The sequence below is a fragment of the Weizmannia sp. FSL W8-1119 genome, from assembly GCF_038008605.1.
Classification (GTDB): Bacteria; Bacillota; Bacilli; order Bacillales; family Bacillaceae_C; genus Weizmannia; species Weizmannia coagulans.
The window spans coordinates 3,001,905-3,014,489 of record NZ_JBBOZL010000001.1 but is presented as its reverse complement, the minus strand read 5'-3'; the positions used below and the strand labels follow the sequence as shown (position 1 = coordinate 3,014,489).

The window sequence follows — 12,585 nt, the reverse complement described above, 5'->3', positions numbered from 1 at the left end:
TTACTCATCCCTTCTAAGGAAAGAAGCAATTGATTGACGTTGTAAGGAACGATTTATTATATAGCCCCCGATAATGAGAAAACTGATTTCAATTAAAATAGACAACAGAAAATATTTAAAATAGAAAACAAGGGGATACTGATGCGGTAACATTATCAATCCAATACAACAAATTAACATACTTAAAATCATAGAGACAAAAACATAAATGAATATTTCGCTAAAAACGAGTTGCATGATTTTTCTTTTACTCATCCCAAGAGATAAGTAAATGCCCCACTGTCTCTTCTGAGTTTGATATTTGCTAAAGATCATGATCGTGACGGAAATCGCAGTGAGGATAAGAGAGACAAAAAACAAAAGCATGCCAAGCACCTTGAGATAATTATAAATTTTACTATCGTCTTTTATTAATTGAGAAGTATTCTGCACTAAGCTGCCAGGAAATGTTGACGATAAGGATTTTACTTGTTTATCAAGATTCATTTTTTCTTTATGAGAGATATCTTTTTTCGTGTAAATCTCAAGTTCATTAAACCCATGGAACAAACCAGATTTTACTGCGGTTTGAGTGTCCATCAAAATAATAAAGTCATCTTTTTTTATTTCTACAGAAGGGCTGACTCTATATTTAAATGGTTTATGAATAACATCTAGAATTTTTAACTTTTTTTGACTGGTTTTCATTCCGGTTGGCGTTTTATACAATCTGACTAAAGTCAATGTATTTCCAACCAAGATTTTATCCTCGTTTGTGTTTTTCTTGTTAACTGGATTATAAATGAATGCTTTGCCATCAAGATCTTTATATTTCTTTGGAGCCTCAATATTTTTCCAGTCGTCTTTATTGAGAAGAACGTATTTTACATCCGGAATAATAATTTTATTATTATAAGTTTTATAAGCAGAGTTTTCATTAAAGATCCAATTGTTAATGGAAGGTGTAATCATTTTCCGATCAATTAGCGTTTCGACATCTTCCATGAATGGAGTTTTATCTATGTATAAAACCCCGGGTGTTTTTTCCAGTTTTTTTACTTCAGCTTCTGTAAAGGTTAATCCCTGGTGACTTAATACTTTTAAATTTTGTTGTGTTTTAAAGCTAAAAGCTTCTTGGGAGTTTAAATAATACTTGGATTTAAGCCCTTCCCAACTATATAAATTATCTTTTTGAATATAATTTGTAAATGTGAATGTTAAAGATGAAAAGCATAAAATTAATACAGTAAGGTAGAATTGCTTCGGATTCGAAAATAATTCTTTCACTAATAATTTTCCATAGCTAGAATGAAAGCCTTTAAAAACGCTTTTATATCGTTCGCTGAAACTTACACGATTTTGCTGGTTCAATAGTTCTTGTACATGTAATGTGCCGGACTCCTTAACATTTTTAAGGAATAAAAATAAGATCATAAAGAATAATCCAATGTATAGTAATATACTCATTCCAACCATTTCAATCATCAGCATAAAGTTAGAAAAATACTCTCTGTATGAGAAATGAATGATTAGTGACTGAATAGAATATACTATAGGAAATGAAAATAAGGCACTTAAAACAAAAATAATAACAGCTTGGTAAATGTATATGCGGTATAAAGCTCGTTGACTTGCACCTACGGATTTCATAATACCCAATTTTTTATGTTGATCTTGGGTAAAATATAAAATGAGACTGTTTATAGAAAATAGTGAAAGAATCACAATTAATAATTGAAATGTAATCGATAAGGACCTGATAGTATCACATTGATTTAGTCCGTTATTAAATAATCGACTATTAACAGTGCCTTGTTGGTCATAGTGATTAATAAGATCTATTGATTTTTCAAACGAATCTTTTGTGCTTTCGTTATATTTGAACAAAAAACTATTATTTTTCTTATAATTGGTAGTTAACTGTTTAGATATAAATATATTCGGGAAGTCATTGACACCCTTCTCAAAATCCTCGGCTACTGACCATTGTGATGAATAATTTTTTACTATTCCAACAAGGCGTAAGCTTTTCGTGCTGTTGCCAATTTTGATTGTTCTTTTTTCCGCGATTCTCCAATTTTTTAAAGGGCCTTGTAAATACGCAGATTCTATCGCAACCTCATTTGGCTTCTCCGGAAATCTCCCACTTATTAATTTTAAATGCCCCAATAATATTGATTTTTTATCCATCCAGCCCACCGTTGCAAATCTATCACTACTAACTTTAGTTTTACCAATAATTTGATATACTCCTACCGATATCCCCTTATTTCTCTTCAACAATGATTTTTTTGTTTCTGTAATATTTGTTAACATACCGGTATGTTCTCCGTAAGTATTCTGAGCCTTTTGTTTAATTGCCGATCTTACAGATTCAGAAGCAATAAATATAGAAGCTACGGATGATAGAACAATCGCAATTGAACCAGCGATGAGAAATAACCATTTTTTTCGCGATAAAAGAATTTTCATGCTTAAATTAAACATTTTCTTGTATCACCTGCAATCTCCCGTTTTTCATAAGAAACAAAGTATCTGGAAATTCGAATAAATTCTTTTCGTGAGTGACAACAATCAGTGTTATATTTTTTTTGTTACACAGACTTGTGAATAAATGGATCATTTTTTTGGTTGTTTCTCCATCAAGATTACCGGTGGGCTCATCGGCAAATATAATTTCGGGATCAGTAATAAGTGCCCGGGCAATGGCTACTCTTTGTTGTTCCCCTCCTGATAAAAAGTCAGGAAGCTTATGTAATTGATTTTCAATCCCTAAATATCCAGCTAATTCTTCCACTTTATTTGTTCTTTCATGCCTATTTATAAACATGAGTGGAAGTTCTATATTTTCTTTTACAGTCAATTCCGGAATAAGTTGAAAAGATTGGAATATAAATCCGTATTGTTCTCCTCTAATAGCAGCCTGTTCCGAATCCTTTAGATCATAAAAGGATTTTCCTTTGTAATATACTTTTCCAGATGTGGGTTTCTCCATTCCTCCCAGAATATTTAACAAGGTTGATTTCCCTGCTCCACTTTTCCCTTCAATGACATAAATCTTTCCTTTTTGAATGGTAAGGGATGTTTCTTTCAATTCCATGTTACTGCTCTTTTGATTATATCTTTTACAAATTCGATTAGCTTCTATTAATGCTTCCATAATATTCTCCTTCAATAAAAACGATAATATTTTTGAGCTATGTATTCATATGGTCATTTTAGGTATGGATCTGCATCGTAAGTCATTATTCATAGAAGAGATCTCCTCGCGGCATAGTGGTTTCCATTTTTTGTGAATGGCTGGCAAAATGGGAGAAGTAAAACTACTCTCTGAATTTTGAAGTTTCCAGTATATTGATAATGATGGAACTTTTTAAAAAAAGAATCTGTTTAACATAATATTCCAATTATAATGTGAGTTTACTCATACCGACAATATTGATATTAGCATTATATATTCCGACTGAAGCAGGTGCCAAGCGTTCTGGCCATTCTTTTAGTATTGTTGCAAACGTTACCGGGCCAACAAAGGATAAGTTGGATACTGATACAGCTAAAACTACAGTGCCAGCAAAGCTGAACGACCCAAATAGCATTTTCCGCTAGGAGTTGCCGCTGGACAAAAAGCAGCGTGTGCTTCCAAAAGCAAAAAACCGGCAGCTGAATGCCGGTTTTTTGCTTTCGCTCAATGGCAAGTACGAAAATAAATTTTCTTTCCACATAGAATTCTGTTGTTTCTTTCTGCCAGATGGATGTAAAATGGACAAGGATATAGGAGATGTGCTTGAATAGGCGGAAGGTGGGAGTAGGACTCGTCAATCGCTTATTTTTTCAAGGGATGTGGACTGTTTGTTTTCTTTTATCAAAATTTTACTATCATGCAGCGGTATGATCGTTTTTTTGCTGGCCGGGTATTATTTATACAGTAAAGAACTTGGTGCCATCCCTTTTTTAATCCTCTCTTTTTTTCTGTTTTATCTTGCATACCGGCTGATGAGGACACCGGGCCGCTTAAAAATCCGGGATAAAAAAAGCCGGAAAAGGCCGCGGGGCTAGCATAAACGTTTGCTTTTTGTATATAATGGTAAATATGTTTTCTATTAAATCATGCAAAGATTAGCATTTGCCTGCCATATAGCAGTTTTGATCAATGAGAAAGGGTGTGCGACGCGTGAGCTTGCGACAGTTGCCGAAAGAAGAGCTGAAGGAAATGTCTTTTATCGAGTTGGCGGAACAAATATTGGAGGAAAAAAAACAAGTGACTTCCTTCCAGGACTTGCTTGCGGAAATCGGCGCCATTTTGGGGTTGCCGAAAGAAGAAACCGAAAGCAAAATGATCCAGTTCTATACGGACTTAAATATTGACGGGAGATTTATCAGCCTGGGGGACAACACTTGGGGTCTCCGTGCCTGGTACCCGGTTGACCAGATTGACGAAGAAGTGACCCACACCGTGAAAACGAAGCGGAAAAAAGCGAAAGTTGTCGAGGAAGAAGAGGACTTTATAGATGATGAAGACCTTGACCTTGAGGATATCGATGATGTCGCCGAAGATGAAGAAGAGGACTTCGCCGACGAAGACGAGGAAGATGAAGATTTGGCCGAGGACGAAGATTTGGCTGACGATGAGTTTTCTGATATCGACGAAGATGATGATGATGAAACTTTCGAAGACGAAGAACTGCTCACGGATGATTTCGACGTTACCGAAGACGAAGACGAGGAAGACGTTAACGACAAAGAAGATTAGTCTTGACTTCTTTCCGGGACAACGGTAGTATTATGTTTGGGCTCCTTTGAGAAGGACGGAATATCGCAAAATAAATCAAGCTCCCCCTTGCAACCCGTATTGCAAGAGGGGCTTTTTGTTTTTTACGGGGCAGATCCGGAGAACGGCCCGGAACAGATCCGGCTCTTAAAAATGGATGAAGCCATGTATTGGGGCAACAATAATGTTACATTACAGGAGGGGACAACACGTGACAAAATATATCTTTGTAACTGGCGGGGTCGTTTCCTCGCTGGGAAAAGGGATTACTGCAGCATCGCTCGGGCGGTTGTTGAAAAACCGAGGGCTGAATATTACGATCCAGAAATTTGATCCGTATATTAATGTTGATCCGGGTACGATGAGCCCGTACCAGCACGGGGAAGTGTTTGTAACGGACGACGGCGCGGAAACCGACCTTGACCTCGGCCATTATGAGCGTTTTATTGATATTAACTTAACAAAATACAGCAGCGTTACGACCGGCAAAGTTTATTCCGAAGTCATCCGGAAAGAACGCCGCGGCGAATATCTCGGCGGCACCGTACAGGTCATCCCGCATATTACCAATGAAATCAAAGAACGCGTCTTTCGTGCCGGAAAAGTAACCAATGCAGATGTCGTCATCACGGAAATTGGCGGGACGGTCGGTGATATTGAATCACTTCCGTTCCTTGAAGCAATCCGGCAAATCAAAACGGATGTCGGCATTGACAATGTCATGTACATCCATTGCACATTAATACCTTATTTAAAGGCATCGGGCGAGATGAAAACGAAGCCGACCCAGCATAGCGTAAAAGAGTTGCGCGGCCTCGGGATCCAGCCGAATATCATTGTCGTCCGGACGGAAATGCCGATCTCGCAGGATATGAAGGACAAGATTGCATTGTTCTGCGATATCCAGCCACGTGAAGTAGTCGAATGCATCGATGCCGATACGTTATATGCCATTCCGCTCATGCTGCAGGAACAAAAACTGGACCAGCTTGTTTGCGACCATTTAAAACTGCAGTGCCCGGAAGCAGATATGGCCGAATGGAGAGGGCTTGTTGACCGGGTGCGCAATTTGAAAAAGACGGTGAAAATTGCACTTGTCGGCAAATATGTGGCACTCCAAGATGCCTATCTTTCCGTTGCAGAAGCACTCAAACATGCCGGCTACCAGTTTGATGCAGATATTGATATTGACATGATCAATGCCGAAGAGGTGGACGGGGAAAATGTGGCGGACCTGCTGAAAGATGCGGACGGCATTTTAGTGCCGGGCGGTTTCGGCGACCGCGGCATCGAAGGGAAAATTCTTGCCATCCAGTATGCCCGGGAACATAAGATTCCGTTTCTTGGCATCTGCCTTGGCATGCAGCTTGCATCGGTCGAATTTGCCCGCCATGTCCTCGGATTGAAAGATGCGCACTCCTCGGAGATCAACCCGGATACGCCTTATCCGGTGATTGACCTTTTGCCGGAGCAAAAAGAAATTGAAGACCTCGGCGGTACGCTTCGCCTTGGGCTTTATCCTTGCCGGCTTGTGAAAGGTACGAAAGCGTATGATGCTTATCAGGATGAAGTCATTTATGAGCGCCACCGCCACCGTTATGAATTTAACAATCAATTCCGTGAACAGATGGAAAATGCCGGATTCACGTTCTCAGGGACAAGCCCGGACGGCCGGCTCATTGAAATTGTCGAGCTGAAGGACCATCCGTGGTTCGTTGCTTCCCAGTTCCACCCGGAATTTACCTCGCGCCCGACACGCCCGCAGCCTTTGTTTAAAGGGTTTATCGAAGCGTCGATCAAGGGTAAACAATAAACCTGGCCCTTCGGATAGTGCCCCATTTTTCCAAAGGCACCTAAATGAAAAAAGCGGTGAGAGACCATTATGCTTGGTTTCTCACCGCTTTTTTGCATTTCGTTTTTTTTCATACAAAAGCCCGGAAATTTTTTCGGGTTTTTTATAAAAAACCATTGACGGAGAAGTGTATGAACGATATGATACACATATCAGATGTATGAATGTATTAATACGATCATTTTGGCGTTCGTGTATGAAGCCCTTCATACACATGGAGAGATGAAAAAGGATGGGGGCGATTCAGATCATCGCAGAGATTAAATGGAATAACCGCGATCCTGTCTACATCCAGGTTATCCACTATTTTAAAACCCGGATTGCGTCAGGGAGCCTTGAGGCGGGACAGGAAATTCCATCGCGGCGCGAACTTGCAGCCATGTTAAAAATAAATCCGAATACCGCGCAAAGAGCGTATAAAGAAATGGAGGAGCAAGGTTTGATCCACACAGAACGCAATCTTCCGAGCCGGATTACAACAGACCGGGAAGTGCTTGCCGGGGTACGGGAAGAACTGATCCAGTCAGCATTGGCTGATTTTCTGGATGCGATCCGCCCGATGGACATTCCGCTGGAGGAGCTGTTGGAGCTGGTAAAAAGGCAATACCGCGGGCAAAAGGGGGGCCGGGCATGATTGAAGTTATGGAAGTTACGAAAAAATACGGGCGAAAAAAAGTGCTTGATTCGCTTTCTTTTACAGCAGAAAAAGGGGAAATTACCTGTTTGATCGGGGTGAACGGGACAGGCAAAACAACCACTTTAAAAGCGATTGCAGGGCTTGTCCCGGTCAGCAAAGGAAAGATTCTGATCGATGGGGAACCGTACAACAAACATATTTACGAGAAGCTGGCATTCATTCCGGATGCGCCCATCATGCTGCCGCGGATGAAAATCAAAGATGCCATTCTTTTTATGCGGGATTATTATCCAGACTGGAATACATTGCGCGCAAAAGACTTGCTTTATTTTTTCAAACTGAATGAAAATGACCGGATCGGTGACCTTTCAAAAGGAAACATGGCAAAAGTGAATTTGCTGCTCGGGCTATCACTCGATGTCGATTACGTGCTGATGGACGAACCCTTTTCGGGCATTGACATTTTCAGCCGGGAGCAAATTGCAGATGTGTTCGCAAGCGGCCTGGTTGAAAACCGCGGTGTTTTGATTACCACACATGAAATCAATGATATTGAGCACTTGATGGACAAAGCGGTGCTGCTCGGGGACGGGAAGGTTTTAAGGGAATTTTACACGGAAGACATTCGCCAAAGCGAAGGGAAATCCGTTGTCGATATAATGAGGGAGGTATACCGGCAATGAAAAGTTTTGTAAAACTCGTCAACTTCGAAATTAACCGTTTTGCGAAAATCTACTGGTCTTTGGTTGCAATCACCATCCTTTCACAATTTACGTCCGTTTTTTTGACGGTGCATCGTTACATCACGCAAGCAAATGAGACCATGTATCACCAGTCACTGCCAAAGCTCGCATACGTAAAGCATTATGGTTCGATCGGCTTTATCGACTGCTTTGGTTCGATTTGGTTCTTGGGACCAATCGCGCTTTGTGCGGCGGCCATGATGTTTTATATATTTCTGATTTGGTACAGGGACTGGTACGGCAAGCATACGTTCATTTACCGGCTTTTGATGCTTCCTGTTGAAAGATGGAATCTCTATTTGGCGAAAGCGGCGAGCATTTTGCTGTTGGTGTTTGGATTTGTTGCTGTTCAGATTGTTTTACTGCCGGTTGAACATTTCTTTTTTAATGCCATTACACCGGGCATTTACAGGATGGATATGACGGTCATAGATGCTGTCTTAAGTTTTCCCTTGTTTAACCTGCTCCTTCCTAGTACAGTGATAGACTTTCTCTTACATTACGGGTTAGGGTTTACAGTGGTCCTTGTGATCTTTACGGCCATCTTATTGGAAAGAAGTTTCCGCATGAAGGGGGTCTTGCTTGGCCTGCTTTTCGGTTTTCTCTCGTTCGTTTTATTTTGGACGCCGGAATTGCTCTTTGATATATTGCTGCCCGGTGTTTTATACGAAACGGAAGTATTATGGATGGAAGTGGCCATGACGGCCATCATTGCGGGGTATTCTATCCTGCTGGGGGGATACTTGATCAAATACAAAGTAACGGTGTAAGGGAGAGATACGATGAGACGTTATATAAATTTATTGGTGATTTTGGTTGCGGTTGTGGCAGCGATCCCCCTTTTTTATACCGCATTGGCTGCTGACAAGGATCCGGGGCTTGTGCTGAAAAAGATAAGCGGAAATGAAAAAGAAATCCGGAATGTTAAAATTACTGCTCTGGATAACCAGGAAGATAACCTTTTGAATCGCATGTTTTCGATTACTTCATCTGGAAGCCGCTATTTAGGAAGGGAATCTTCTTTTTCGCTACTAGATGAAGACCCGGATTGGTACAAGCAGTATGTCAAGCAGTATCCCCGATTTATGAGGGGAAAGACCAATCATGGCGGCTTTTATGAGGATAGACAAATGATTGCTTATGCGGACATCATTCCGCAGCCGCTTCACCGGTTCGATAAAGAACTGTATGTCGAGGTGCTGGATAAGAAAACAAGAAAAACAGAAACAATGAAGAGGAAGGTGCAAGGTTTTTCAAAACAATCTTTTCCATCGGTTTGGGATGTGCAAAAAACTGGGAATGAGCTGAAAGTAGCGGCAGCCACAGATGGAGATATCCGCGTATATCGTGTCAGCCTGCCGGATAAGAAAATAACCGGAGGCAAATGGATTACACAAAGAGGACAGACGGGGAGAATGGCTCAATATACCCAGCTCGCAGAAACCGACGTGAACAAGCCCAACCATATACTGGCATATCAAGAAGAGAAAGTGGACGACGACGGTACAGTAAAGGAAATGACTACCTTTATTTACAATTACCATACAAATGAAACGAAAAAACTCAGGTTGCCAAAAGACATTTCGTTGCGGGACAGCGATAACTGGAAGTTTGTTTACAACGGAAAGACGGTTTATACGGCAATCACAAAAAAGAACGGAGGCGCTCGCCTTTTAACCTTTGACGGGAACGGAAAGCTGAAAGCAGACAAGACATTTGCTATCAAGTACCAGAGTACGGGCAACCCTATCCCTGAAATCAAAAACGGCAGGTTGTACTTCCTTATCCCGAACGATTCCCGGGAAAAAGCGTGCCTCCTGTATGTGTTTGACATTTCAAGCGGCAAGCAGTTGTACAGCGGAAAAGTGGTTCAAAAAGGGAAAGGAGTGAAAGCCCGGTATGTGGAGGGAGTTGAGTTGACGATAAAATAAAGGGGCCCTCCCCCTTATTTTTTCACCGCTTTTCCGCGTCTTTCGGAATCCGTCTGTGATCATTGAATTTGCCACTTGCATAAGCAGGAAAAAAGCAACCGGGAGTAGAAATAGTTTTACATATCATAAAGGCAAGTGGGAGTTACCAAAAGTACATACAAATTTTGGTAAAAATGATCATGTGACGGAGGGAAAAAATGAGAGAGCCGAATATTTTAATTGTTGACGACCAGTTTGGCATCCGGGTTCTGCTTACGGAAGTGCTGCAGAAAGAAGGCTATGAAACCTTTCAGGCGGCAAACGGCCCCCAGGCGCTTTCCCTGGCTGCAAACCATGAAATCGACCTTGTCCTGCTGGATATGAAAATCCCCGGCATGGACGGCATTGAAATTTTAAAAAAGCTGAAAGAAATGAAACCGGATATCCGGGCCATCATTATGACCGCTTACGGCGAACTGGATCTGATTGAGAAAGCGAAGGAGCTCGGGGCGCTGACCCATTTTGCAAAGCCGTTTGATATTGACGACATCCGCAAGGCAGTGAAAAAATATTTGGCGATGTAAGCGCATGAAGTGAAAAAAGTGCTAAACCGTAAAATTTTGATAATTTTATTTCTTTTTACCGACAAATAAAGTTCATTGGTAAATCCCGGTTTTGTTTGTTATGATTGTTAAGGAATGATCAATAGGCTAGTATGATGTTATCAAGATTGTATATCATAAAAATGATAACCTCGGGCAATCTTTTTAACGCAAATGATAAGGAGGAAAATTCATGCCTTTAGTTTCCATGACTGAAATGCTGAATAAAGCAAAAGAAGGGAAATATGCGGTAGGGCAATTCAACGTCAATAACCTTGAATACGCCCAGGCCATCCTGATGGCTGCAGAAGAAGAAAAATCCCCGGTCATCCTCGGTGTTTCCGAAGGAGCAGGCCGTTACATGAGCGGTTTTAAAACCGTTGTAAAAATGGTTGAAGGATTAATGGAAGACTTGAATGTCACGGTTCCGGTCGCGATCCATCTTGACCATGGTTCAAGCTTTGAAAATGCAAAGAAAGCTATCGATGCAGGCTTTACTTCTGTAATGATCGATGCTTCCCACCATCCGTTTGACGAAAACGTGGAAATTACTTCTAAAGTGGTGGAATATGCCCATGCCCGCGGCGTATCTGTGGAAGCAGAACTCGGCACTGTCGGCGGCCAGGAAGACGATGTTGTCGGAAAAGGCATCATTTATGCGGACCCGGAAGAATGCAAAAAACTGGTTGACGCAACCAAAATCGATGCTTTGGCGCCGGCTCTTGGTTCAGTTCACGGCCCTTACCACGGCGAACCAAACCTTGGCTTCAAAGAAATGGAAGAAATCAGCAAAATTACCGGCATTCCGCTTGTGCTCCACGGCGGGACAGGCATTCCTGAAGCTGACATCAAAAAAGCCATTTCTTTAGGTACTGCAAAAATTAACGTGAATACGGAAAACCAAATTGCTTCCGCAAAAACGGTTCGTGAAGTATTGGCCGCTGATCCGGATGTATACGATCCGCGCAAATACCTTGGGCCTGCACGCGAAACGATTAAACAAACCGTTATCGGCAAAATCCGCGAGTTCGGTTCTAACCAAAAAGCATGATTGTTTTAGATTAACCGTGAACACGCAATGCCTTAAGGATGGGTGTTCACGATAAAAAAGTCTGGCGCTGCCCCGTGCGTGCCGGGCTTTTTTGGTTGCTTTAAAATACGGGCGGCTTTAAGCGTTTTACCTTTGTGCTTTTTTCGGGAAACCGGTTCAAACGCCCGGAACAAGAGGGTTTGCGGCCGTTTTTTGGGTAGGCGCCTGTGAAAAAAATGGTTGTTTTTCTGAACTTTCTTTTCGTTCCGTGGTATAGTGGAAATGGATACATAGGAACCATAAAAGGAGATGGAAGCAGAATGAAATTTTTTATTGATACTGCCAATTTCGAGGAAATTAAAACTGCAAATGAATGGGGGATTTTGTCCGGTGTAACGACAAATCCGTCGCTTGTGGCCAAGGAAAATGTTTCATTCCATGACCGGTTAAAAGAAATTACGGCGCTCGTGCCCGGTTCTGTCAGTGCCGAAGTCGTGTCCGAAGATGCGGAAGGCATGGTAAAAGAAGGAAAGGAACTCGCGGCTATTGCCCCGAATATTACGGTCAAAGTGCCGATGACGCCGGAAGGAATGAAAGCTGTCCATCAATTGGCACAGGAAGGCATCCGCACAAATGTCACCCTGGTTTTCAGCAGCAACCAGGCGCTTTTGGCAGCAAGAGCAGGTGCAACTTATGTTTCGCCGTTCCTTGGCAGGCTGGATGATATCGGGCATGACGGCATCCATCTTATTTCCGAGATTGCCGAAATTTTTTCCATTCATCAAATTGATACGGAAATCATCGCAGCTTCGATCCGCCACCCGCAGCATATTACACAAGCGGCGCTCGCAGGGGCGCATATCGCAACCGTCCCGTTTAAAGTGCTCACACAGCTGTTCAAACATCCGTTAACGGATAAAGGGATTGAACAATTTACACGCGACTGGAACAGCCGTACAGAAAAATAACGGAAATATTTAAAATTGCTCTTTATTTCTTGCTTTCTCCGGGGCAGTTTGATTTTCCGCCTGTTCGGCAATCCTGTTGCTGGGATTCATATTGTT

11 protein-coding genes are annotated in these 12,585 nt (G+C 41.7%); 9 read left to right on the top strand and 2 right to left on the bottom strand.

Features of this window, described 5'->3' with window-relative positions; genetic code table 11:
• On the bottom strand, positions 1-2,466 hold the full coding sequence (locus NSQ19_RS14725) for an FtsX-like permease family protein (RefSeq protein WP_340703100.1): 2,466 nt from the start codon (positions 2,464-2,466) through the stop codon (positions 1-3).
• The gene (locus NSQ19_RS14720; RefSeq protein ID WP_014096734.1) at positions 2,459-3,139 is read right to left on the bottom strand and encodes an ABC transporter ATP-binding protein; all 681 of its coding nucleotides are present in this window, start codon (positions 3,137-3,139) and stop codon (positions 2,459-2,461) included. The genes NSQ19_RS14725 and NSQ19_RS14720 overlap by 8 nt, the downstream gene beginning before the upstream one ends.
• Before the next feature lie 1,011 nt (positions 3,140-4,150).
• Here NSQ19_RS14720 and rpoE point away from each other — a divergent pair.
• The 9 genes from rpoE to fsa all read left to right on the top strand — a co-directional run bounded on the left by rpoE (position 4,151) and on the right by fsa (position 12,489).
• Positions 4,151-4,729: a DNA-directed RNA polymerase subunit delta gene (gene rpoE, locus NSQ19_RS14715; protein ID WP_133537291.1), complete on the top strand. Its 579-nt coding sequence runs from the start codon at positions 4,151-4,153 to the stop codon at positions 4,727-4,729.
• Positions 4,730-4,958: 229 nt separating this feature from the next.
• Positions 4,959-6,560, top strand: coding sequence for a CTP synthase (locus tag NSQ19_RS14710; RefSeq protein ID WP_340703099.1), 1,602 nt, complete (start codon positions 4,959-4,961; stop codon positions 6,558-6,560).
• Between the two features lie 271 nt (positions 6,561-6,831).
• Entirely contained in the window at positions 6,832-7,233 is a 402-nt protein-coding gene (locus tag NSQ19_RS14705) for a GntR family transcriptional regulator (RefSeq protein ID WP_035183223.1), read from the top strand.
• Positions 7,230-7,919 (top strand): ABC transporter ATP-binding protein, encoded by a 690-nt coding sequence (locus NSQ19_RS14700; RefSeq protein ID WP_340703098.1) that lies wholly within the window; start codon positions 7,230-7,232, stop codon positions 7,917-7,919. Before NSQ19_RS14705 ends, NSQ19_RS14700 begins: the two co-directional genes overlap by 4 nt.
• Positions 7,916-8,749 (top strand): hypothetical protein, encoded by an 834-nt coding sequence (locus NSQ19_RS14695; RefSeq protein ID WP_340703097.1) that lies wholly within the window; start codon positions 7,916-7,918, stop codon positions 8,747-8,749. Before NSQ19_RS14700 ends, NSQ19_RS14695 begins: the two co-directional genes overlap by 4 nt.
• 12 nt (positions 8,750-8,761) lie before the next feature.
• A complete protein-coding gene (locus tag NSQ19_RS14690) occupies positions 8,762-9,910 on the top strand; it encodes a hypothetical protein (protein WP_340703096.1) in 1,149 nt (382 codons plus the stop codon).
• A 197-nt stretch (positions 9,911-10,107) separates the two neighbouring features.
• Positions 10,108-10,473, top strand: a complete 366-nt coding sequence (locus NSQ19_RS14685) for a response regulator (protein ID WP_013860752.1) — start codon at positions 10,108-10,110, stop codon at positions 10,471-10,473.
• Positions 10,474-10,684: 211 nt separating this feature from the next.
• Entirely contained in the window at positions 10,685-11,542 is an 858-nt protein-coding gene (locus NSQ19_RS14680) for a class II fructose-bisphosphate aldolase (RefSeq protein ID WP_013860751.1), read from the top strand.
• Positions 11,543-11,841: 299 nt separating this feature from the next.
• Positions 11,842-12,489 (top strand): fructose-6-phosphate aldolase, encoded by a 648-nt coding sequence (gene fsa, locus NSQ19_RS14675; RefSeq protein WP_013860750.1) that lies wholly within the window; start codon positions 11,842-11,844, stop codon positions 12,487-12,489.
• Positions 12,490-12,585 lie beyond the last annotated feature (96 nt).